At 71.2% G+C, this 22,285-nt stretch carries 17 protein-coding genes and 1 pseudogene; 13 read left to right on the forward strand and 5 right to left on the reverse strand.

Annotation, left to right across the window (positions count from 1 at the left end):
* Positions 1-152: 152 nt before the first annotated feature.
* Entirely contained in the window at positions 153-875 is a 723-nt protein-coding gene (locus V2W30_RS24555) for an RNA polymerase sigma factor (RefSeq protein ID WP_338699790.1), read from the forward strand.
* Positions 875-2,086 carry a hypothetical protein gene (locus V2W30_RS24560; protein ID WP_338699792.1) on the forward strand — a complete coding sequence of 404 codons (1,212 nt, stop codon included), beginning with the start codon at positions 875-877 and terminating at the stop codon, positions 2,084-2,086. The genes V2W30_RS24555 and V2W30_RS24560 overlap by 1 nt, the downstream gene beginning before the upstream one ends.
* 206 nt (positions 2,087-2,292) lie before the next feature.
* Here the strand turns inward: V2W30_RS24560 and V2W30_RS24565 are convergent, their stop codons facing one another.
* Positions 2,293-3,141, reverse strand: a complete 849-nt coding sequence (locus V2W30_RS24565; RefSeq protein ID WP_338699793.1) for a L,D-transpeptidase family protein — start codon at positions 3,139-3,141, stop codon at positions 2,293-2,295.
* Positions 3,142-3,520: 379 nt separating this feature from the next.
* On the opposite strand from V2W30_RS24565, the gene V2W30_RS24570 reads away from it, so the two are divergent.
* Together V2W30_RS24570 and leuE are read left to right on the forward strand one after the other, a co-directional pair.
* Positions 3,521-5,101, forward strand: coding sequence for an acyl-CoA mutase large subunit family protein (locus V2W30_RS24570; RefSeq protein ID WP_338699795.1), 1,581 nt, complete (start codon positions 3,521-3,523; stop codon positions 5,099-5,101).
* Between the two features lie 146 nt (positions 5,102-5,247).
* The gene (gene leuE / locus V2W30_RS24575; RefSeq protein WP_338699797.1) at positions 5,248-5,907 is read left to right on the forward strand and encodes a leucine efflux protein LeuE; all 660 of its coding nucleotides are present in this window, start codon (positions 5,248-5,250) and stop codon (positions 5,905-5,907) included.
* 66 nt (positions 5,908-5,973) lie between these two features.
* Here leuE and V2W30_RS24580 read toward each other — a convergent pair whose 3' ends face one another.
* A complete protein-coding gene (locus V2W30_RS24580) occupies positions 5,974-7,446 on the reverse strand; it encodes an FAD-dependent oxidoreductase (RefSeq protein ID WP_338703746.1) in 1,473 nt (490 codons plus the stop codon).
* Positions 7,447-7,566: 120 nt separating this feature from the next.
* Between V2W30_RS24580 and V2W30_RS24585 the strand changes: the two genes are divergently transcribed.
* Positions 7,567-8,304, forward strand: coding sequence for a TetR/AcrR family transcriptional regulator C-terminal domain-containing protein (locus V2W30_RS24585; RefSeq protein ID WP_338699799.1), 738 nt, complete (start codon positions 7,567-7,569; stop codon positions 8,302-8,304).
* Positions 8,305-8,345: 41 nt separating this feature from the next.
* Here the strand turns inward: V2W30_RS24585 and V2W30_RS24590 are convergent, their stop codons facing one another.
* The 3 genes from V2W30_RS24590 to V2W30_RS24600 all read right to left on the reverse strand — a co-directional run bounded on the left by V2W30_RS24590 (position 8,346) and on the right by V2W30_RS24600 (position 12,013).
* Positions 8,346-9,497 (reverse strand): acyltransferase, encoded by a 1,152-nt coding sequence (locus V2W30_RS24590; RefSeq protein WP_338699800.1) that lies wholly within the window; start codon positions 9,495-9,497, stop codon positions 8,346-8,348.
* A gap of 204 nt (positions 9,498-9,701) precedes the next feature.
* A complete protein-coding gene (locus V2W30_RS24595) occupies positions 9,702-11,039 on the reverse strand; it encodes a polysialyltransferase family glycosyltransferase (protein ID WP_338699801.1) in 1,338 nt (445 codons plus the stop codon).
* Positions 11,036-12,013: a glycosyltransferase family 2 protein gene (locus V2W30_RS24600; protein WP_338699803.1), complete on the reverse strand. Its 978-nt coding sequence runs from the start codon at positions 12,011-12,013 to the stop codon at positions 11,036-11,038. The genes V2W30_RS24595 and V2W30_RS24600 overlap by 4 nt, the downstream gene beginning before the upstream one ends.
* Positions 12,014-12,211: 198 nt before the next feature.
* Here V2W30_RS24600 and V2W30_RS24605 point away from each other — a divergent pair, with 198 nt between their 5' ends.
* From V2W30_RS24605 to V2W30_RS24640, 8 genes and pseudogenes are all read left to right on the forward strand, one after another.
* Positions 12,212-13,513: a DUF6716 putative glycosyltransferase gene (locus V2W30_RS24605; protein WP_338699805.1), complete on the forward strand. Its 1,302-nt coding sequence runs from the start codon at positions 12,212-12,214 to the stop codon at positions 13,511-13,513.
* A gap of 47 nt (positions 13,514-13,560) precedes the next feature.
* The gene (locus V2W30_RS24610; protein ID WP_338699806.1) at positions 13,561-14,877 is read left to right on the forward strand and encodes an N-acylneuraminate cytidylyltransferase; all 1,317 of its coding nucleotides are present in this window, start codon (positions 13,561-13,563) and stop codon (positions 14,875-14,877) included.
* Positions 14,878-14,890: 13 nt separating this feature from the next.
* Positions 14,891-15,832: an N-acetylneuraminate synthase family protein gene (locus V2W30_RS24615; RefSeq protein ID WP_338699808.1), complete on the forward strand. Its 942-nt coding sequence runs from the start codon at positions 14,891-14,893 to the stop codon at positions 15,830-15,832.
* 72 nt (positions 15,833-15,904) lie between these two features.
* Positions 15,905-16,924, forward strand: a complete 1,020-nt coding sequence (locus V2W30_RS24620) for a hypothetical protein (protein WP_338699809.1) — start codon at positions 15,905-15,907, stop codon at positions 16,922-16,924.
* 219 nt (positions 16,925-17,143) lie between these two features.
* Positions 17,144-18,356 (forward strand): annotated as a pseudogene (locus V2W30_RS24625) (Cmx/CmrA family chloramphenicol efflux MFS transporter).
* 97 nt (positions 18,357-18,453) lie between these two features.
* Positions 18,454-19,701, forward strand: a complete 1,248-nt coding sequence (locus V2W30_RS24630; RefSeq protein WP_338699810.1) for an amidohydrolase — start codon at positions 18,454-18,456, stop codon at positions 19,699-19,701.
* A 173-nt stretch (positions 19,702-19,874) separates the two neighbouring features.
* Positions 19,875-20,936 (forward strand): BMP family ABC transporter substrate-binding protein, encoded by a 1,062-nt coding sequence (locus tag V2W30_RS24635; protein ID WP_338699811.1) that lies wholly within the window; start codon positions 19,875-19,877, stop codon positions 20,934-20,936.
* A 227-nt stretch (positions 20,937-21,163) separates the two neighbouring features.
* The gene (locus V2W30_RS24640) at positions 21,164-22,210 is read left to right on the forward strand and encodes a BMP family ABC transporter substrate-binding protein (protein ID WP_338699812.1); all 1,047 of its coding nucleotides are present in this window, start codon (positions 21,164-21,166) and stop codon (positions 22,208-22,210) included.
* Positions 22,211-22,285: the final 75 nt, after the last annotated feature.

Genomic DNA, 22,285 nt, shown 5'->3' on the forward strand with positions numbered 1-22,285 from the left:
GTCACACCGCGCTGTGTCACCCTTCAGTTGCCCGTTGTACAAACATGGACGGCGGGGCGTTTCAGGCCGTAGCGTGCTGATTCGCGCCGGGGGCGCACAACGCCGATCAGGGCCTCACGGCCAGGGCAGGGCTGGTAGGGCAGGGACTGGGAGTGCTGGGGGACGACGCGGAGCTGACCGCCGCGGTGCTTGCGGCTCAGGACGGGGACGAGACCGCGTTCCGTACTGTGTACCGCGCCGTGCACCCACGGCTGCTCGGATACGTACGCACACTCGTCGGCGAACCCGATGCCGAGGACGTCGCGTCGGAGGCGTGGTTGCAGATCGCCCGCGACCTCGACCGGTTCGAGGGGGACGCCGACCGGTTCCGCGGCTGGGCCGCCCGGATCGCCCGCAATCGCGCCCTGGACCACATACGCATGCGGGGACGCCGGCCCGCCATAGGCGGTGACGAGAGCGAACTCACCGGCAAACCCGCCCTCTCCGACACCGCCGACGAGGCGATGGAGTCCCTCGCCACCGGCGACACCATGGCGCTCATCGCCCAACTCCCGCAGGACCAGGCCGAGGCCGTCGTGCTGCGCGTCGTCGTCGGGCTCGACGCGAAGAGCGCCGCGCTGACCCTCGGCAAGCGCCCCGGTGCCGTCCGCACGGCCGCGCACCGCGGCCTCAAGCGGCTCGCCGAACTGCTCGGCGCGGACTCCTCCGGAACGTCGTCCGCGACCTCTTCCGGGACCTCGCCCGCGGACTCCGCGGGCCCCTCGAACACTTCCGGTTCGCTCGGTGCGCTGCCGCACCCGAGACAGCCGGACACCCGTACGGTGACGTCCGCCGGTGTGACGCATTCGCGTTCGCGGACGCAGAAGGACATGTGATGGCCGACGAGCACTACAAGTGGCTGGACCGCGAGGCGGCGGAGCGTCTGCTGCGCGGGGAGCCCCTGAAGGCCGTCGTCGAGAACTCCGCGCACGGCGGTGCCGCCGCCGACGAGGACCTCCGGCAGGCCGAGCGACTCGCCGCCGCCCTTGAATCACTGACGGCACTGCCGTCCGGGCCCGACGGTGAACTCCCGGGCGAGGAAGCCGCGTTGAAGGCGTTCCGTGAATCGCGTGCGGTGCCCGCGGTCGAGGGTGCGGTCGGCGGAGCGGCCGACGGTGCGGTCGACGGCAGGGTGGTCGGCGCGATCGGCGCGGTGTCCGACGGCTCGGCGGCCGGCTCCGCGGTCGGTTCCGCGGGCGCTTCGGGACGCCACCGGCGCCATCGCGCGGGCGCCCCCGCCGGACCTTCCGGACCTTCCGGTTCCGCCGGTCCCGGGCGTGGCCCGCGGTGGGGCAGGCCCGTCCGGTTCGGGCTCGCGGCGGCCGTCGCCGCGTGCATGGTCGGCGGTGTCGCCGTCGCCGCGGGGACCGGAGTCCTGCCCTCGCCGTTCGGTGGCCGGGACGAACCCGCGCCCGCCGCCTCCGTGTCGGCCGCCGCCAGCCCCGACAAGCCCCTCGCCTCGCCCTCCCCGGGCGTGACCGGCGGAGACGAGGCGCGGCCCGAAGGCTCCGCGAGCCCCGACGACACCTCGGGCTCCCCGGACGCGGGTCGCGGCGACGACGCGCACGGCGGCGGACCCTCGGCGTCGGCCGATCCCCGGGCGACCGAGGGCGGCAGCGGTGAGGCGGTGCTGCGCCGCCAGGTCATCGAGGCGTGCGTCAAATACCGCGGCGGCCGCCTCGGCTCCGACGAGCGCCGGCTCCTGCGCGACTCCGCGAAGAGGTCCGGCAGGAGCACCGCCGACCTCGACCGGTTCTGCGACCGCGCCCTCGGCCGGTCCGACTCCGGCTCCGACGCGAACACCGACTCGTCGGACGGCGACTCCGGCTCCGGCAACGCGGACGGCAAGAGCGGCGGGCAGGACGGCGGCGACGAGGACGACGACCACGGCCGAGGCGGCGGCGCGGACCAGAACATCGGCTTCAAGCCGCCGTCCGCCCCCACCCCGACCCGCTCCTTCAGCGCGTCCCCCGACCTGCCGACGGCCGGGCCGTCCGCCTCGGTGTCGACGCCCGCCTCCGCCGCGGCCTCCAGCTCCGCGTCGTAGTCCGCCGGACTCGGCCGACCCCATCTCGACCCCGCCCCGGAATTCTGTCGAGCGACCGGTGTGACGTTTTTGGAGCCCGTGACGCAGTACTGAGTGAGCCGACTGGTCATCGGCCGTGCACGAGCCGGGGTTCCCCCCGTACCTTCGGCTCTGTGCCACTGGCGTGGGTGGGATACGTTCCCCCGATCCCACCCACGCCGCTCATCTCACCAGTAGACGACGACCTTGTCGCCGTTGCGCACCTGCGCGAACAGGCTGGCGATCTTCCCCTCGTCCCGTACGTTCACGCAGCCGTGCGAGGCCCCCGTGTAACCGCGCGCCGCGAAGTCCGACGAGTAGTGCACCGCCTGGCCCCCGCTGAAGAACATCGCGTACGGCATGGGCGTGTGGTAGATCGTCGAGACGTGGTGGCGTGACTTGAAGTTGACCTGGAAGACGCCCTCGCGGGTCGGGGTGTACTGCGACCCGAACCGCACGTCCACCGTCATCAGGCGCTTCCCGTCCACCATCCACACCAGCGTCCTGCTGTTCTTGCTGATGCACAGGACCCGGCCCGTCATACAGCGCGGATCCGGTTGCGCGGCAGGCTGCCCGCCGGACGCGTACAGCTCCCACTTGGTCGGCTCGTGCGTCATCCCCAGCAGCCGCTGCCAGGTGACGGTGTCGGTCCGCCCGGTCCGCGGCAGCCCCCGCTTGCCCTGAAATCCCTTGACGGCAACGGTAGTCGAGTCGCCGTACGTCCCCGTGGGCCCGTCGAACAGCCACGCCACCTGCCGCAGCCGCGCCTGCAACTCGCGCACCTGCCCGCCCTTGTCGCCGGGCGCGAGCAGCACCTCGGCGGGCGTCGCCGTGGGCGTCGAGGTCGATGTGGGGGCCGGTGTCGCCGACGCCTTGCCGTCCGTGCCCTCGCCGTCGGAGGGCGACGGCGACGTCGTGCCCGCAGACGCGCCCGACGAGGGGCTCCCGGTGCCCTCCACCGCCTGCGCCGTACAGCCGCCGGCCAGGACGAGCGCCCCGACGACAGCGACCGACCGCCGCACGACCGCACTCCGCACGACCGCACCCCGTACGACCGCGTCCCGTGCGACCGCGTCCCGTGCGACCGCGTCCCGTGCGACCGCGTCCCGTAGACCCGGCCGCCTTCCAGCCGATTCCCGCCCGCCCGATCCTCGTATGACAGATGTCCTGACAGATGTCCGCATGAGGTCCCCCGCCCGCCGCGTCGTTCTCTCCTGTCCCCACAGATGCTGCCCGCGCCGCAATGGTTGCGAACTCGGTGGGACGGCCGCGGAAACCGCGGGAAGTCTGTGAGCAAGGTCCCAGCGTGGGCCTCTCCACTGGTCGCACGCCCGCCGCTACAGTCCGTCGCGAGGGTCGGCAATTACTGGCAAGTAATCGGCAAGTTATCGGCAAGTCATCGCTGGAGGCACAACCATGGCGCGCGAATCCGAGTCCGGACTGCCCATCGAGCCGGTCTACGGCCCGTCGGCTCTGGAGGGCTGGGACCCGGATCAGAAGCTGGGCGAGCCGGGCAGCTATCCGTTCACGCGGGGCGTGTACCCGTCGATGTACACGGGCCGGCCCTGGACGATGCGGCAGTACGCCGGTTTCGGCACGGCCACCGAGTCCAACGCCCGCTACAAGCAGCTCATCGCCAACGGCACGATGGGCCTGTCCGTCGCCTTCGACCTGCCGACCCAGATGGGCCACGACTCGGACGCCCCCATCGCCTCCGGCGAGGTCGGCAAGGTCGGCGTCGCCATCGACTCGGTCGAGGACATGCGGGTCCTGTTCGGCGGCATCCCGCTGGACAAGGTCTCCACGTCGATGACGATCAACGCGCCCGCCGCCCTCCTCCTCCTGATGTACCAACTGGTCGGCGAGGAGCAGGGGGTCGCCGCCGACAAGCTGACCGGCACGATCCAGAACGACGTGCTCAAGGAGTACATCGCCCGCGGCACCTACATCTTCCCGCCCAAGCCCTCCCTCCGGCTGATCGCGGACATCTTCAAGTACTGCAAGGCCGAGATCCCGAAGTGGAACACCATCTCGATCTCCGGCTACCACATGGCCGAGGCCGGAGCGTCTCCCGCGCAGGAGATCGCCTTCACCCTCGCCGACGGCATCGAGTACGTCCGCACCGCTGTCGCGGCCGGTATGGACGTCGACGACTTCGCGCCCCGCCTGTCCTTCTTCTTCGTCGCCCGCACCACCATCCTCGAAGAGGTCGCCAAGTTCCGTGCCGCCCGGCGCATCTGGGCCCGGGTGATGAAGGAGGAGTTCGGCGCGAAGAACCCCAAGTCGCTGATGCTCCGCTTCCACACCCAGACCGCCGGCGTCCAGCTCACCGCCCAGCAGCCCGAGGTGAACCTGGTCCGCGTCGCCGTCCAGGGCCTCGGCGCCGTCCTCGGCGGCACGCAGTCCCTGCACACCAACTCCTTCGACGAGGCCATCGCCCTCCCGACGGACAAGTCCGCGCGCCTCGCGCTGCGCACCCAGCAGGTCCTCGCGTACGAGACCGACGTGACGGCCACCGTCGACCCGTTCGCCGGGTCCTACGTCGTCGAGAAGATGACCGACGACGTGGAGGCCGCCGCCCTCGAACTCATGGGCAAGGTCGAGGACCTGGGCGGTGCCGTCAACGCGATCGAGCACGGCTTCCAGAAGTCCGAGATCGAGCGCTCCGCCTACCGCATCGCGCAGGAGACCGACTCCGGCGAGCGCGTCGTGGTCGGCGTCAACCGCTACCAGCTCGACGCCGAGGAGCCCTACGAGCCGCTCCGCGTCGACCCGGCCATCGAGGCGCAGCAGGCCGAGCGCCTCGCCCGGCTCCGTGCCGAGCGCGACCAGGAGGCCGTCGACGCGGCCCTCGCCGCCCTGAAGAAGGCCGCCGAGGGCGAGGACAACGTCCTCTACCCGATGAAGGACGCCCTGCGCGCCCGCGCGACCGTCGGCGAGGTCTGCAACGCGCTGCGCGATGTGTGGGGGACGTACGTGCCCTCCGACGCGTTCTGACCTTCTCGGTGCTCTGACCTTCTCGGTGCTCTGACCTTCTTGGTGGTCTGACCTTCTCGGTGCTCTGACCTCGGCGTCCGAGCAGCGATCTTCCGCCGGCTGAAACCCCTGGGCGGAGTGTTGTACGCCTGTGCGACACTCCGCCCATGCTGGGTGTCATCGATCTTCCGACCTATCTCGCGGGTCTCGTCCTCATCGTCCTTCTCCCGGGGCCGAACTCGCTGTACGTCATATCCGTCGCCGCCCGCCGCGGCGTACGCACCGGCTACAAAGCCGCCGCGGGTGTGTGGTGCGGGGACACCGTCCTGATGACCCTGTCCGCCGCCGGTGTCGCCTCCCTCCTCCAGGCCAACGCCGTCCTCTTCGGGATCGTGAAGTACGCCGGAGCCGGCTATCTGACCTGGCTCGCGATCGGGATGCTGCGCGCCGCGTGGTCGATGTGGCGCACCCGCCGCGAGCGCCTCGCCGCCGAGGCCGCCCCGGACGCGGCGCCGGAGGCCGCGCAGGAGCGGCCATTCCGCAGGGCCTTCGTGATCAGCCTCCTCAACCCCAAGGCGATCCTGTTCTTCATCGCCTTCTTCGTGCAGTTCGTGGACCCGTCGTACGCGTATCCCGCCGTCTCCTTCGTGGTCCTCGGCTTCTTCGCTCAGCTCGCGAGCGTCCTGTACCTGTCGGCCCTGATCTTCAGCGGTACGAAGCTGGCGGACGCCTTCCGCCGCCGCAAGCGTCTGTCGGCCGGTGCGACCTCGGCGGCCGGTGTCCTGTTCCTCGGCTTCGCCGTGAAGCTGACGCTGGCCAGCGCGTAGAGCGCATAGGGCGCACAGGGCGCCGAGGGCTCAGGACTTCGCGAGCCCAGGGGGCGGAGGCCGGTCTCATCCCACCCCGATCTCCCTCAGGTACGCCTCCACCCCCTCGGCGCTCTCCCCGGCCCACGCCACGTACCCGTCGGGCCGGACCAGGAAGACGCCCGTGCCGTACGCCTCGTACGCCGGGATGCGGGCCGTGCGTATCAAGCCGCCGTCGAACCGGGGCGGTTCGGTGTCGGTGCCGACCGCGAGCAGTGTCCAGTGCGGTCCCTGGAAGACGTCGAAGAGGCGGAGACCGCCGCGCCGCCCGTCCGGAGCACGGTCGCCCGCGCGCAGGGCGTCCTCGGCCAGCTCCTTCCGTGTCTCGCGGGTCAGGGCCCCGTCGCGGTAGCCGATGCCGAGCTGCTGGACCTCGGCGCCGCGCTGCGTGTTCTGGCCGGCGGCGCCCGCCCGGTGGATGCGGGTGCTGATGCCGAGGATGTCCGCCGCGACGGGCATCCGCTCCTCCTCGTACGTGTCCAGGAGCGAGGCCGGTGCGCCGGACAGGACCGCCGCCAGCTTCCAGCTCAGGTTGTACGCGTCCTGCACGCTCGTGTTCAGGCCCTGGCCGCCCGCGGGGGAGTGGACGTGCGCCGCGTCGCCCGCGAGGAAGACCCGGCCCGCGCGGAAGCGGTCCGCCATCGCCGCGCGTGCCCGGAAGTCGGAGGCCCACAGCACCTCGGCGATGTGCTCCTCCGCCAGCACCGTGCGCGTCGCCAGGAGCTTGGCCACCGCCGCCGGTGACGTGTCCGGCACGGCCGTCTCGTCCGCGTACTGCGCGGCCAGCTGATAGACGCGGCTCCCGTCGGAGTCCGCCGCGCCGACCGGCAGCGGGCAGAACGCCACCCCGCCGTCCGCCGCCTTCGGCCACACGTGCCAGTGCGTGTCCGGTATCGGCGCGTCCGGCGTCACCCGGACGTCCGCCACCATCATCGGCTTGGGGTCGACCGTCTCGCCGGTCATGCCGATGCCGAGGGCCCGCCGCACGGTGGAACGCCCGCCGTCCGCCGCCACCGCGTACCGGGCCCGTACGACCGAACCGTCCTCGAAGGTCGCCGTCACCCCGTCCGCGTCCTGCGCGAGGCCCGTCAGAGCGGCGCCGAAGCGGATGGCGCCGCCCAGCTCCCGCAGCCGCGCGTACAGCACCTCCTGCGTACGGGCCTGCGGTATCAGCCACCCCTCCGCGTACGGGACCTGCTCGCTCGGCTCGGAGCGCTCCATCATGTCCCACTCCGGGCCCGGCTCATCGCCCTCCCAGACCCGCATCTTCGGGTAGGGCGAGCCCGCCGCGTGGATCGCGTCCAGCACCCCGAGGTCGTACAGCACCTCCTGCGTGCGCGGCTGGATCCCCTTGCCCCGCGAGCCCGGGAACAGGTCCCGTGTCCGCTCGACCAGCAGCACCTCCACTCCCCGCCGCGTCAGGTCCAGCGCCGCCACCAGGCCCGTCGGACCCGCACCCACCACCAGTACGTCCACCAGTACATCCCCCTGCACATCCATCTGCGCATCCACCCGTGCGTCCACCTGCGCGTCCGTCGTCGTCACCGAGGCCACCCTCTCCTTAACACTGTTAAATCAACCTGGATCGAGCATGGCCTTAACGGCGTTAAACTGTCAAGCGTGGCCGAGAAGAAGACTCCGAAAGAAGCGGCGAAGAAGCCGAAGCTCGACAAGACGCACGTCGCCGACACCGCCCTCGACCTGCTGAACGACGTGGGTCTCGAAGGCCTGACGCTGCGCGCCATCGCCAAGGAGCTGAACGTCCAGGCGCCCGCCCTGTACTGGCACTTCAAGAACAAGCAGGCGCTGCTCGACGAGATGGCGACCGTGATGTTCCGGCGCATGACCGAGGCCGGCCGCGACATCGGCTACGAGCCGGGAGGGCTTGCAGGGGCGGAAGGGGCGGAAGGCGGGGAAGGGGCAGGGCACGCGCCCGCCCTCTCCTGGCAGGAGTGGCTCCGGCAGGGCAACCGTCACCTGCGCGCCACGCTCCTGCGCTACCGCGACGGCGCGAAGGTCTTCAGCGGATCACGGTTCACCGGCACCGACCACGGCTCCGCGGTGGAGGCGAACCTGCGTCTCCTCGTCGAGGCCGGATTCACCTTCGACCAGGCGGCATGGGCGAGTACCACCGCGTACATGTACACGCTGGGCTTCGTCACGGAGGAGCAGGGCATGCAGCCGCTGTCCGGCGAGGACCCCGCGCCCGTCGACGTGGAGGAGCGGGCGGAGCGGCTGGCCGAGTACCCGCTCGCCGCCGCCGCGGGCGGTCAGCTCTTCGCGGCGTACGACGAGCGATTCGAGGAAGGGCTCGCGCTGATCGTGGCGGGGATCGAGGCGCGGTACGGGGTGCGCTGACGGGTGCGGGCCCGCGAGGGCGCCTCCGACGCCGCCGTTCCTCACAGGTGCCTGTCCACCGCCTTGCGCAGCACCGGTGTCGCCCAGCGCTCGACGTACCGGTTCAGCAGCCACGCGAGCGTCAGCATCAGAACCGCCGTCCCCACGAATGTCACCGAGGACGGCAGGCCGAGCCGTCGGTGCAGCACTTCGATCGTGACCCAGCCCAGGTGCTCGTGCACCAGATAGAAGGGGTACGTGAGGGCCCCGGCCACGGTCAGCCACCGCCAGTCCGCCCACCGCAGCATCCCGGCGGCGATCGCCGCGACAGCGGCGAACCCCGCCGTGACGATCGCGATGATGACGAGCGGCTCGCGGTAGGAGAAGAACGCCGGATTCGCCTTGTGCCACAGCCCGGCCACCGCGTAGTGCTGGCCGAGCGCCCAGCCGACCGCGGTGACGCCCCAGGCGAGCACGTCGCGCCGGTCGCGGTGGACGAGGTAGAGGCCGATGCCGCCGATGAAGAACGGGGCGTACTCCGGCATCAGCACCAGGTTCAGGAACGGTTCGCCGGACGCGTCGGCCAGCACCGCCGCCATCGTCCACACCGCGCAGAACAGCACCACACGGCGGCGGGTCGCCCCCGGCAGCACGACGCAGAGCGCGAACAGGGCGTAGAAGCGCAGCTCCGCCCACAGCGTCCAGCACACCCCGAGGACCCGGTCCGCTCCGGCGGGCTGCTGCAGCATGGTGAGGTTCACCAGCGCGTCGCTGGGAGAGACCGCGTGGTACGCGACCGTGGGCAGCGCGAAGACCGCCGTCACCAGGATGATCGCCGCCCAGTACGCGGGGAACAGCCGCGCCACCCGGGACGCGAAGAACGAGCGCAGGGGGCGGCCCCAGCCGCTCATGCAGATGACGAAGCCGCTGATGACGAAGAAGATCTGCACGCCGAGCGGGCCGTACGCGAACCACTCGTGCAGCGTGGGGAACTGGGTGCTCGGCGAACCGCCCCAGGCTCGCGAGACATCGCCGTCGCGGCCGCCGTAGTGGTAGGCCGCCACCATCAGCGCGGCGAGCAGGCGCAGCCCGTCGAGGGCGCGCAGGCGGCCCTCGGGCCGCTTCCCGCGCGGCGCGGACGCGGTCGTGTCCGCGGGGACGCGGGCGGCCGGGGCGGACTTGACGTCTGTGGTGTTCACGACCGTCTCGGTCATGCGGGGCGCTCCTCGTCATGCACTGACATGTCAGTGGCCGCGCCCGTGGGGGCGGCCGGCCTGCTCGCGCGTTCGTGGTGCATCGAATCCGCCGGGTATCGCGGCAGGACCTGTGGCGTCTGCCTCGTCGCCGTGGCACTGCTGGACGCCGCGGCGGTGGCCCCCCAACAGGTCGTGCGTACGGTCGGGGCGCGCGCCCCGCGCTCAGCGGCCCACGGCGCGCTGCAGTTTCCGGGCCCTGCGGGCCAGTCGCCGCACCGCCGCGTTGCGGGGGATGAAGGACAGTTGTGAGGGCAGCGCCCCCGGCAGCGCCAGTGACGTCAGTCGGCGGCGTTTGAAGTAGCGCCAGGTGCGCTGGTCCAGATGCGTGGCGAGGTAGCGCTCGGTGTCCGGGCGCAGGTCCGGGTAGATCTTCGCCTGCATCGCGAAGCCGACCGCCCTGAGGAGATCCGTCAACTCGTCCACGGACATGCCCTGTTCCTGCGAGGTGACCGCGGCACGGTCCGTGAGGTCGGGCAGCAGCGCGTCGACGATCGTGACGGGGACGCGGTTGCTGTTCTGGTACGGGGCGAGGCGTTCCAGGAGCGTTCCGGTGCCGAGCCGGGCGACCGGGATTCCGTACAGCGCGGACGCGGTGAGCAGCGCCGTGGAGAAGCATCCGACGACCAGGGCCGGGCGCATCCTCTGGTAGAGGACCTCGGCGAGGACCGGGGTGTCCAGGATGGTCAGCTCGATGCCGAGCCGCTCGGCCTCCCGCTCCAGGGTCCGCGACCAGCGGGCCGGTGCCGTGGGGTGCGGCTTGAACACGATGTGCTGGTGGCCGAGTTCGGCGGCGCCGAGCATCATCCGCACATGCAGGTCCTCTTCCTCCTCGGCGGTGAGGATGTCGAGGGCGGAGAGGTACTGGCCGAGCAGGAGCGCGGAATCGCCGTCATGATGCGGCAACCTCACCGCTGAGGCTTCGAGTTCGGCGAGTACTTTGACGAACAGGGGCGTCGGTACGACCTCCGGCTCGACCCCGAACTCCGTGAGCAGCAGCGGCTTGAGACCGGGGACGAGGTCGAGGTGGAGCAGTCTGCGCACCCGCGTGCCGACCAGCGGGTCGATCTTGTTACGGGTCGGTCCGTAGCTCATCAGGCCGTCCGCGTACACGTCGACCGGTGCGCCCGTGAAGATCTGCGCGACGGCCATCGCCGGGTTGACCTGGAGGGACTCGACGGCCAGCTCGACATCGTCGTCGCCCAGGCTCCATTCGAGCCTCAAGTACCGCTCCCACAAGGGGAGATCGTCGGCACGCGGCGTCCAGCCTCCCGGGTGGAAGGGCGCGATGGCCTCGTTCCACGACAGTACGTCGTCGAAACGGCCGCGCAGCTGCTCGAAGCCGGGCATCCGGTCCACGGGCGGAGTGACCTCGGGCGTCGCCGCGTTGTTGGCGACGAGCAGGATCGTGCGATCGGCCGGAGCGAACTGCCCGGCGTCCAGGGCGGCGGCGAGCGTCGCGGTCCCGTACAGCGTCGAGGCGAGAAGAATGCGGGTGGTCATGCGGTGGCCCCCGCAGACACGGGACGGCGTCGCAGCCGTCGCAGCCGCGTGGCCCGCTCCAGGTCCATCGAGTCGAGCGCGTCGTCGAGGACCCGCTGCGGCATGCGGCGCAGCGCCGCCGCGCTGAGAGATTTCAGTGTGCGGGCCACGGGTGGTTCGAACCTTTCGATGGATCCCAAGTGATGGGAAATGATGGCGCAGTAGGTGCGTACAGCCTTCGGGAGCAGTTGATCCGCGTCCTTGTCCTGAGCGGTTTCCCGGACGACCTGGTCGAATGCGCGAATGAAATCGAGCTGGCGTACGTCACCGATCTGCGTAAGCGATGACGCGACGCCGCGCCGATAGAAGAGGCCGAGCAGACCCACCGCCGCAAAGGATTTCGCCTCGCGGTGCAGCCGCCAGATCCAGGGCCGGTCCTCCGCCGTGCGCAGCCCGTCGGTGAAGTGCAGCAGTCCGGCGTCGGCCAGGCGCCGGTGGTACATGCCGGCCCACGCGTACGGGTAGTCCACGGACGTGGAGCGGTCGGCCGGGAGAATCGCCTCCCGTGGGTCCATCACCACCCCGCGCAGGCCGATCGGCACCCGGTGGACGGTCCGGGCCCTGGCCGTGCACTGCACATGGTCCGTGCGGACGAAGTCGCAGCCCAGGCCCTCTATGGCGGCCAGGAGTTCGGCGTAGTAGCCGGGGGCGAGCCAGTCGTCACCGTCCAGGAACGTGAGGTACTCGCCGCGCGCCGCGTCCAGTCCGGTGTTGCGGGCCGTGGCGAGTCCCCCGTTCTGCTCGTGTCTGACGACGACGGCGCCGGGCAGCTCGCGCTCGGCGCGCGCGAGAATGTCCGGGGTCTCGTCCTTGGAGCAGTCGTCGACGAGAATGAATTCGAAGTCCTCCCGCGCGTTGGCGCGAAGACTTCGCAGAGTGTCGGGCGCATATTGCTGCACGTTGTAGAACGGCACGATGACGGAGAGCTTGACCACGTCCGTGACGTTAGGCGGCGGCCCGGCATTCGTCTTGGCCGGGAACTTGATGTCAGGTGAACGACGTGTGGCGGGACCGTGAACCGCCCCTTCCGTGAGGCCTTTCCGAGGCCGATTCCCCATTCGTCGGTGTGCTGTTAACCGTTTGTTGCACTCCGGTTGGGCCGCGGCTCGAAATGGCTTCCTAACTTCGTCGTCGTGCCAGTAAGGAACGAAAAGCAGCAACGAGTCGCCGTACTCGCGGACTCCGACACCCGGTGGAAATGGGGGTCGCTCACCGCGGCCCGGCTCCTTCCCGACGGTGCGGCCCTCGACGGCTTCCTGCTGCGCGGCCGTGCCACCCCGACCCCGCGCCAGCTCCAAGAGGTCGGCGTCCGCGCGGACAGCCTCCGCGAGGTCACCGCCGTCGAGTTCCTGCGCGCGATGAGATCCGGTGGGTACGACGTGGTCGTCCTCGCCCTCGTGGGCGGAGCCGTCCAGGCCCTACTGCACGGACTCGCCCACACCTGGCAAGGATCGGCGGACCGGCCCGTCGTCGTCACCGGCTACGTCGGCGTCGTCTACGAGAAGCTCGCCGACGGACTGCTCCTGCGCCACGGCGCGGACGTCGTCCTCGCCAACTCGGCCTACGACGCGGACCGTTTCCGCGCCGTGTACGAGGGCGTGGGCGCCGACGCCACCGCGGTCACGGAGTGCGCGCTGCCCTTCCTCGGCGGCGCGCCCTACCAGAAGGCGCACGACCCGTACACGGTGGTGTTCGCGGCGCAGCCGTCCGTGCCGGACACCCCGGCCGACCGGATGTATCTGCTCGACCGCCTCGTCCGGCACGCCGAGTCGCACCCGGATCGCGAGGTGCTCCTCAAGCTGCGCAGCAAGCCCGGTGAGCACACCACGCACATCGAGGAGACGCCCTACCAGAAGCTCGTGCAGCGGCTCCGGGCCCCCGCCAACTTCCGTCTCGTGTACGGAAACATGGGCGAGGTCCTCGACCGTACGGACCTGCTCGTCACGGTCAGTTCCACGGCCGCCCTGGAAGCGCTGCACCGGCGCGTCCCCACCGCGCTGCTCACCGACCTCGGGGTGCGCGAAGCACTCGGCAACCACCACTTCACCGGCTCCGGCTGCCTCGTGTCGTGGGACCAACTGGACGCCGGCCGGATCCCCGAGCCCGACGCCGCGTGGGTGGCACGGCAGGGCGTCGCCGCCGACGGCACGTACGAGAACGCCTTCGACGGGGCCAGGGCCAGGGTCGCCGAGCTCCTGGCGGGCGACCGCCCGCCCCTCGCGCCGTACTACAGCCGCACCACCGCCCCCGGCTACCTGCCGCGCGTCCTCGCCCGCCACCACCTCGCGCCCGACGGCTCCCCGCTGCCCGGCGCGCCCGCCGCCGACAAGGACCCCGGCGCCGTACGGCAGATCGTCCGCCGGGCCGCGCGCGGCGCCTACCGGCACGGCGTGCAGCGCGTCGCCCCCGTGATCCGGCGGATGGGGGAGCTGTGACCCGGTCGCTCCCCAGGAACCACCGACTCCCCGAAGGAGAACCGCACATGACCGACCAGGAAGCGGGACAGACGACCCCGGTCCGCCGCGTCCTCGCCGTGATCCCCGCCCGCGGCGGCTCCAAGGGAGTGCCGGCCAAGAACCTCGCCCCGGTCGGCGGCGTGCCCCTCGTGGCCCGCGCCGTCCGCGAGTGCCTCGCCACCCGGCACGTCACCGACGTCGTGGTCTCCACCGACGACGCGGCGATCGCCGCGGCGGCGCGGGAGGCGGGCGCCGAGGTCGTCACCCGGCCCGCCGCCATCGCCGGCGACAAGTCCTCCTCGGAGGCGGCCGTGCTGCACGCCATGGACGCCCACGAGGCGCTCCAGGGGGCGGCCGTCGACGTGGTCCTGCTCGTGCAGTGCACCAGCCCCTTCCTCGTGCGGGACGACATCGACGGCGTGGTCCGCGCCGTCGTGGAGAACGGGGCGGACAGCGCCCTGACCGTCGCGCCCTTCCACGGGTTCGTGTGGCGGGACACGGCGGACGAGCCGAAGCCCGTCGCCGCCGAGCGGACCGCGGCCGAGGGCGGCGGCGTCGCCGTCCTCACCGCACAGGAGACCGGCGGCGGCTACGGCGTCAACCACGACAAGTCCTTCCGCCAGATGCGCCAGGACCGCCCCCAGGACCTCCTGGAGACCGGCGCCGTCTACGCGATGCGGGCCACCGGCTTCCGCCGCCACGAACACCGCTTCTTCGGCCGTACGGAACTCGTCCGCACCGACCCCGCCCGGGTCCTGGAGATCGACGACCCGCACGACCTGGCCCGCGCCCGCGCGCTGGCCCCCCTCTTCGACGCGTCCCTGTCCGACACGCTCCCCGCCCGGGAGGACATCGACGCGGTCGTCCTCGACTTCGATGGCACCCAGACCGACGACAAGGTGCTGATCGACTCCGACGGACGGGAGTTCGTCACCGTGCACCGCGGTGACGGCCTCGGCATCGCGGCCCTGCGCAAGAGCGGCCTGTCGATGCTGATCCTGTCCACGGAGGTGAACCCGGTCGTCGCCGCCCGGGCCCGGAAGCTCAAGATCCCGGTCCTGCACGGCATCGACCGCAAGGACCTCGCACTGAAGCAGTGGTGCGAGGAGCAGGGCATCGCGCCGGAGCGCGTGCTCTACGTCGGGAACGACGTCAACGACCTCCCGTGCTTCGCCGTCGCCGGCTGGCCCGTGGCGGTCGCGAACGCCCATGACGTCGTACGCGGCGCCGCACGCGCCGTCACCACCGTCCCCGGTGGCGAAGGCGCGATCAGGGAGATCGCGAGCTGGATCCTCGGCCCGTCACTCGCTCCCGACTCTCTCGACACCCTCGAAACCACGTAAGGAACGTTCTGTCATGTCTGTTGCCACCCGTCTGCGCACCTTCGGCCCCGAGCGCATCGCCGGCCCCGGTCAGCCCGTCTACATCACCGGTGAGATCGGCATCAACCACAACGGCGACCTGGAGAACGCGTTCAAGCTGATCGACGTCGCCGCCGAAGCCGGCTGCGACGCGGTCAAGTTCCAGAAGCGCACCCCCGAGATCTGCACCCCGCGCGACCAGTGGGACATCGAGCGGGACACCCCCTGGGGCCGCATGACGTACATCGACTACCGCCACCGCGTCGAGTTCGGCGAGGACGAGTACCGCCAGATCGACGAGCACTGCAAGAAGCGCGGCATCGACTGGTTCGCCTCCCCGTGGGACACCGAGGCCGTCGCCTTCCTGGAGAAGTTCGACGTCCCCGCCCACAAGGTCGCCTCCGCGTCGCTCACCGACGACGAGCTGCTGCGCGCCCTGCGCGCCACCGGCCGCACGATCATCCTCTCCACCGGCATGTCGACGCCGAAGCAGATCCGCCACGCGGTCGAGGTCCTCGGCAGCGACAACATCCTGATGTGCCACGCCACGTCGACGTACCCGTCGGTCGCCGAGGAGCTCAACCTCCGCGTCATCAACACCCTCCAGGCCGAGTACCCGAACGTCCCGATCGGCTACTCCGGCCACGAGACCGGCCTCCAGACGACCCTCGCCGCCGTCGCCCTCGGCGCCACGTTCGTCGAGCGCCACATCACCCTCGACCGCGCCATGTGGGGCTCGGACCAGGCCGCGTCCGTCGAGCCGCAGGGCCTCACGCGCCTCGTCCGCGACATCCGCACCATCGAGGCGTCCCTCGGTGACGGCGTCAAGAAGGTCTACGAGTCCGAGCTCGGCCCGATGAAGAAGCTGCGCCGCGTCGCGGGCGTCGTCGCCGAGTCGGAGATCGCCGTCGCCGCCGGTGAGCCGGTCGGCGTCTGATCCTCAACTCGTAGGCGGTCCGGCGCACCCGCTGCGCCGGACCGCCACGGCGTCCCCGGGGAGGGCCGCAGCATGTCGAGCAGTACGTTGTGCTTCGTCGAGAGCCCGGTGCAGCTCCTGAACGTCCTGGAGTGGGCCCACCACGACCGGGCCACCGCGACCGTCGTCGTCCTGTCGCCCAACGACCCCATGACCCGCGGCCAGCTGCGCCGCATGGCCGAACTCGCGCGCGGCGAGGGCCACGTGGTCCGCTGGGAAGAGGCGCGCGGTGGCGCCTCCGCCCCCTTCCACACCATCGGCGGCCTCGCCGGCGCCCTGCGCGGGGCCGACCGGGTCGTCATCGGCGACCCGTTCTCCCGCTACGTACAACTGCTCCTGACCATCACGCGCGCCCGTGACCTGGTCGTCGTCGACGACGGCACCGCCACGATGGAGTTCGTCTCCCAACTGGCCCGCGGCGAACGCCTCGTGCGCTGGCACCGGCGCGGCGGCCGCCCGGGACCGCGCGACATCGCCTTCGGCCCCGTCTCGTCCGCGGCCCGCCGCCGCCTCACCCCGCGCCCCGGCCGACGCGTCCGCCTGTTCACCTCGATGCCGGTGGACGAGGCACCCGACGGCGTCGAGACCGCCGCCAACGACTACGCCTGGACCCGCGCCCGGTTCGGCCCGCCGCGTCTGACCCGCGGCGCCGACCTGGTCGGAACCTCCCTGGTGGAGACGGGAGTCGTCGACCTGGAGCGGTATCTGGAGGCGGTGCGCGGCCTCGCCGCGGCGCACGGCGCCACCCGCTACTTCGCCCACCGCCGCGAGAGCGCCGAGAAACTCCACCGCCTCGCGGTCGAGACCGGCCTCCAGATCGTCCGCCCCGACCTGCCCCTGGAGCTCATCGCCCGGCGCGGCCCCATAGGCCGTACGATCCTCAGCTTCCCGTCGACCGTCGTGCACACCCTGCCCATCGCCCTCGCCGGTACGGGCGTGAAGGTCGCCGTCTGCGAGATCGACCCGGCCTGGCTGAAGCAAGGCGTCTCCGACCACGCGCAGGGGTTCCTCGCGGGGATCGCCGGGTCGGCGCGGGGCGTGCGGACCGTGTGAAATCCACTGGCCCCGCCCGGGACGGCCGCCTAGCCTGGGGCCCGTGAACAGCCCCGAGTCCGACAGACTCCGGCCACCGGCAGCCGTCCGGTGGCCTTCCTTCCCGTGACGCGCCGAGGCCCGGCTCCGTAGAGCCCCGCCTCCGCCGACGCACGCGCCACCGCACGGACCGCCGTACCGCGACCATGTCCCGTTCTCTGTACGGTCACGGAGTCCGCTGTGCCCTTCCCGCTGTACCTCCTCGCCCTTGCCGTGTTCGCGCAAGGCACCTCCGAGTTCATGCTGTCCGGCCTCGTCCCGGACCTCGCCCACGACCTGGGCGTCTCCATCCCGGCCGCCGGTTCCCTCACCTCGGCCTTCGCCGTCGGCATGGTCGTGGGCGCGCCCCTGACCGCCGTGCTCGCCGCCCGCTGGTCGCGGCGCGCCGCCCTGTCCGGGTTCCTCGCGGTGTTCCTGCTCGTCCACGTGGTGGGCGCGCTGACCGGCAGTTACGGCGTCCTGCTCGCGACCCGGGTGATCGCGGCGCTCGCCAACGCCGGATTCCTCGCGGTGGCCCTCGCCGCGGCCGCCGCCATGGTCCCGGCCGACGCGAAGGGCCGGGCCACCTCCGTCCTCCTCGGCGGCACCACCCTGGCCTGCGTCGCCGGAGTGCCGGGCGGCGCGCTGCTCGGCCAGCTCCTCGGCTGGCGGGCCGCCTTCTGGGCGGTGGCGGCGCTGTGCCTGCCCGCGCTCGTGGCGGTGGCCCGCTTGGTGCCGGACCGCCCGGACGCCGCGGCCCCCGTCCCCGTACGCGCCGAACTCCGGGCCCTGCGCGCCCCGGGACTCGGCACGGTCCTCGCGCTCGGCGCCCTGGTGAACGCGGCCACCTTCTGCACCTTCACCTACCTCACCCCGCTCGCCACCGAGGTGACCGGCCTGGCCGCCGGGTGGGTGCCCGCGCTCCTCGCCCTCTTCGGCCTCGGCTCGTTCGCCGGGGTCACCGCCGCGGGACGCCTCTCGGACACGCGCCCGGTGCCGGTCCTGGTGGGCGGGGAGCGGCGCTCGCGGCGGGCTGGGCCCTGTTCGCCCCGGCGGCGGGCAGCGTCCCGGCCACCTTCGCCCTCGCCTTCGTCCAGGGCGCCCTGTCCTTCGCCGTAGGCTCCACGCTCGTCGCGCGGGCCCTGTACGCGGCGTCCGGCGCCCCGCCCTCGCGGGCGGCCTCGCGACGGCGGCCCTCAACACCGGTGCCGCGCTCGGCCCTTGGCTGGGCGGACTCGCGCTCGGCGCGGGGTCCGGCTACCGGGGCGTGACGGTGGTGAGCGCGGGGCTCGTGGCCCTGGCGTTCGCGACGGGAGGCGTACGCCACACGATGCGGGCGCTCGGCGCGAGGCGAGCGATGAAACCGCAGGTCGAAAGAGATTTCCTACCCACCTCTTCCGATCCGCATGCGTAGCCCGGCCAGATTTCTTACCCCAATCCGGCTGAACTTTTGTTGATCGAGCGTTAGTTGGCCCCCACATCGCCCTACCCTTCAGAGGGTGAACCATCTGATGTCCCGAGAGTCCGAGGCCGAACAGCCCGGGGAAGCCCTCCCCGGCAGCACCCTCCCCGGCGTGCTGCCCGAGGCCCTGCGCGCCGAACTCGTCGCCTTCCGCCGCGACTTGCACATGCACCCCGAGCTCGGCAACCAGGAGTTCCGCACCACCGCCGCGCTCAAGACCCGCCTGGAGAAGGCGGGTCTCGTGCCGCGCGTCCTCGGCATCGGCACGGGTCTCGTCTGTGACATCGGCGTCGAGGGCGGCGGCGAGTGGAGCGGCGGCCCCGGCATGCTCGCGCTGCGCGCCGACATCGACGCGCTGCCCATCCCGGACACCAAGGCCGACTGCGCGTACCGCTCCACCGTGCCCGACCGCGCGCACGCCTGCGGCCACGACGTGCACACCACCGTCGTGCTCGGCGCCGGTCTCGTCCTCGCCGAGCTGCACCGCGAGGGCCGACTCCCGCGGCCGGTCCGGCTGATCTTCCAGCCCGCCGAGGAGGTGCTGCCCGGCGGCGCGCCCGACGCGATCGAGTGCGGCGTGCTCGACGGCGTACGGAAGATCGTCGGCGTGCACTGCGACCCGAAGGTCGACGCGGGCAGGATCGGCCTGCGGCACGGCGCCATCACCTCGGCGTGCGACCGCCTGGAGGTCACCCTGGACGGGCCCGGCGAGCACACCGCCCGCCCGCACCTCACCACCGACCTGGTCGTCGCCGCGGCCAGGGTCGCCACGGACGTCCCGGCGGTCGTCGCCCGCCGCGTCGACGCCCGCTCCGGACTCGCCGTGACCTGGGGCCGCCTGGAGACGGGCCACGCGTGCAACGTGATCCCGCAGCACGCCGAACTCTCCGGCACCGTGCGCTGCCTGGACCTCGACGCCTGGCGCGCCGCCCCCGACCTGGTGCACGCCGCGATCCAGGAGATCGCCGACCTGCACCGCGCCAAGCCCGTCGTGAACTACATCCGCGGCGTCCCGCCCGTCGTCAACGACCCGGCGGTGACCGACCTGCTGCGCGACGCGATGACCGCCCGCCTCGGCGCCGACTCCGTCGAGGACACCCAGCAGAGCCTGGGCGGCGAGGACTTCTCCTGGTACCTGGAGCACGTGCCGGGCGCGATGGCCAGGCTCGGTGTGAAGACCCCCGGCGACCGGACGTCCCGCGACCTCCATCAGGGCGACTTCGACGCCGACGAGTCGGCGATCACGGTCGGCGTCGAGCTGTTCACGGCGGCCGCCCTCCTCGACGCGCTCGACTGAGCCGCCCCGGCCGGTTCGACCCCCTTCGCCGGAGTCCGTCACCGGGGCGTAACCGGCCAGCGGCACGAATCGGTAACGGCGGGTTCGAAGGGCATTCCTCGGGCTTTCTACGCGCGTTATGGTGCGCCGAACTGAGCGCCACAGAAGGCGTGTTGGATGATAGGGGCTTCCTGATGCGTCGAATACCGCGGTTTACGCAGATCGCCGTCGGCGTCACCGGCCTGGCGCTCGCCGCCACCGCTTGTGGCGGAACCAGCAGTGACAGCAACTCGGGCGGTGACGGCAAGAAGGAGAACCTGGGCCTCGCGATCGCGTACGACGTCGGCGGCAAGGGCGACCAGTCGTTCAACGACTCCGCCTACGAGGGCCTGGAGAAGGCGAAGGCGGAGTTCGGCTACAAGACCGCCGACCAGGAGCCCAAGGACGGCGAGTCCGACGACGACAAGGCGCAGCGGCTCTCGAACCTCGCCAAGGCGGGCTACAACCCGGTCATCGGCATCGGCTACGCCTACGGCCCGGCGCTGGAGAAGGTCGCGAAGAAGTACCCGAAGACCACCTTCGGCATCGTCGACTCGGTCGTCGAGGGCGACAACGTCGCCTCCCTGGTCTTCGCCGAGAACGAGTCCTCGTACCTCGCCGGTGTCGCCGCGGCCAAGGCCACCAAGACCGACCACGTCGGTTTCGTCGGCGGCGTGGACAACGAACTGATCAACAAGTTCGAGGCCGGCTTCGAGCAGGGCGTCAACGACACCAAGAAGGGTGTCGACATCGAGGTCCAGTACCTCGACGAGGACCCGGCGAAGGGCTTCGCCAGCCCCGACCTCGGCGAGGCCGCCGCGAAGAAGCAGCTGGAGGACGGCGCCGACGTGATCTACCACGCGGCCGGCCTCTCCGGGCAGGGCGTGATCAAGGCCGCGGCGACGCAGAAGAAGTGGGTCATCGGCGTCGACTCCGACCAGTACAACCAGAAGACGCTGGCCGCGTACAAGGACTACATCCTCACCTCCGCGCTCAAGGAGGTCGGCGGCTCCGTCTACGCCCTGGCCAAGTCGGTCGAGGACAAGAAGCCGCTGACCGGTGTGCAGACCTTCGACCTGAAGGTCGACGGCGTCGGCGCCTCGGAGTCCAACCCGAAGTTCAAGACCATCGCCGGTCTCGCCGACGCGGTCGCCAAGGCCAAGCAGGGGATCATCGACGGTTCGATCAAGGTCGACACCAAGCCGAAGAAGAAGTAGGTCAGCAGCACGTCATACGTACAACGTCCAGGGCGGGCGCGGAATCCTTTCCGCGCCCGCCTTTCTTTGCTTTCGGCAACGCTTGTTTGCTGTGTGTCCGGCGTCTCGTACCGGGCCGATAACAGTCTGGACAATCAGGGTTTTATGTTTTGTCTACGCGCGTTACTCTGCGGCGAACTCAGCGTCGGTCCCTGCTGTTCCGGCGCTTGTACGAAGGAGCACTTCTCATGCGCCGGGTTTCCCGCATAGCGGTCGCAGGCACCGCCACCGCCTCGCTCGCCCTCGCCCTGTCCGCCTGTGGCGGCACGTCGTCGGACGCCTCGTCGTCCGCCGGCGGCAAGGACAAGGGCCTCGCCATCGCGTACGACGTCGGCGGCAAGGGTGACCAGTCGTTCAACGACGCCGCCTACGAGGGCCTCCAGAAGGCCAAGAGCGAGTTCGGCTACGAGGTCGCCGACCAGGAGCCGAAGGACGGCGAGTCCGACGACGACAAGGCGGCCCGCCTGATCAACCTGGCGAAGATGGGCTACAACCCGGTCGTCGGCATCGGCTACTCCTACGCCCCGGCCGTCGAGCAGGCCGCGAAGAAGTACCCGAAGACCACCTTCGGCATCGTCGACGACGCCTCGGTCACCGGCAAGAACATCGCCGACCTGGTCTTCCAGGAGAACGAGGTCTCGTACCTGGCCGGCGTCACCGCCGCCATGAAGACCAAGTCGAACACCGTCGGCTTCGTGGGCGGCGTGGACAACGCGCTGATCAACAAGTTCGAGGCCGGCTTCGTCAAGGGCGTCAAGGACACGAAGAAGAACGTCGAGGTCAAGGTCCAGTACCTGGACGAGGACCCGGCCAAGGGCTTCGCCTCCCCGGACCTCGGCAAGGCCGCCGCCGAGAAGCAGCTGGAGGACGGCGCCGACGTGGTCTACCACGCCGCGGGCCTCTCCGGTCAGGGCGTGATCGAGGCCGCCGCCGCCGCGAAGAAGTACGCGATCGGCGTCGACTCCGACCAGTACGCGCAGAAGGCCCTTGCCTCGTACAAGAAGTACATCATCACCTCCGCGACCAAGGGCGTCGCCGAGTCGATCTACAAGCTGGCCAAGTCCGTCGAGGACGGCAAGGCGGAGACCGGTGTCATCACCGGCGACCTGAAGTCCGGTGAGGTCGCCCTCGCCGACTCCAACCCGGAGTTCAAGAACGACGCCAAGCTCCAGGCGGCGCTCAAGAAGGCCGAAGCGGGCATCGTCGACGGCTCCATCCAGGTGCCGGTCAAGTAACACCCGAGCAGCAGGGCGCGGGGAGCGGTTCCTCCGTACGCACGTCGTATACGAGGACCTTCTTCCCCGCGCCCC

This window comes from Streptomyces sp. Q6, from assembly GCF_036967205.1.
GTDB lineage: Bacteria > Actinomycetota > Actinomycetes > Streptomycetales > Streptomycetaceae > Streptomyces > Streptomyces citrinus.

Excerpts from the sequence above, each read along its gene's own strand:
- V2W30_RS24560 (WP_338699792.1), top strand. The coding sequence starts at position 875 with ATGGCCGACGAGCACTACAAGTGGCTGGACCGCGAGGCGGCGGAGCGT.
- V2W30_RS24570 (WP_338699795.1), top strand. The coding sequence starts at position 3,521 with ATGGCGCGCGAATCCGAGTCCGGACTGCCCATCGAGCCGGTCTACGGC.
- leuE (WP_338699797.1), top strand. The coding sequence starts at position 5,248 with ATGCTGGGTGTCATCGATCTTCCGACCTATCTCGCGGGTCTCGTCCTC.
- V2W30_RS24580 (WP_338703746.1), bottom strand. The coding sequence starts at position 7,446 with ATGGATGTGCAGGGGGATGTACTGGTGGACGTACTGGTGGTGGGTGCG.
- V2W30_RS24590 (WP_338699800.1), bottom strand. The coding sequence starts at position 9,497 with ATGACCGAGACGGTCGTGAACACCACAGACGTCAAGTCCGCCCCGGCC.
- V2W30_RS24595 (WP_338699801.1), bottom strand. The coding sequence starts at position 11,039 with ATGACCACCCGCATTCTTCTCGCCTCGACGCTGTACGGGACCGCGACG.
- V2W30_RS24610 (WP_338699806.1), top strand. The coding sequence starts at position 13,561 with ATGACCGACCAGGAAGCGGGACAGACGACCCCGGTCCGCCGCGTCCTC.
- V2W30_RS24615 (WP_338699808.1), top strand. The coding sequence starts at position 14,891 with ATGTCTGTTGCCACCCGTCTGCGCACCTTCGGCCCCGAGCGCATCGCC.
- V2W30_RS24620 (WP_338699809.1), top strand. The coding sequence starts at position 15,905 with ATGTCGAGCAGTACGTTGTGCTTCGTCGAGAGCCCGGTGCAGCTCCTG.
- V2W30_RS24630 (WP_338699810.1), top strand. The coding sequence starts at position 18,454 with ATGTCCCGAGAGTCCGAGGCCGAACAGCCCGGGGAAGCCCTCCCCGGC.
- V2W30_RS24635 (WP_338699811.1), top strand. The coding sequence starts at position 19,875 with ATGCGTCGAATACCGCGGTTTACGCAGATCGCCGTCGGCGTCACCGGC.
- V2W30_RS24640 (WP_338699812.1), top strand. The coding sequence starts at position 21,164 with ATGCGCCGGGTTTCCCGCATAGCGGTCGCAGGCACCGCCACCGCCTCG.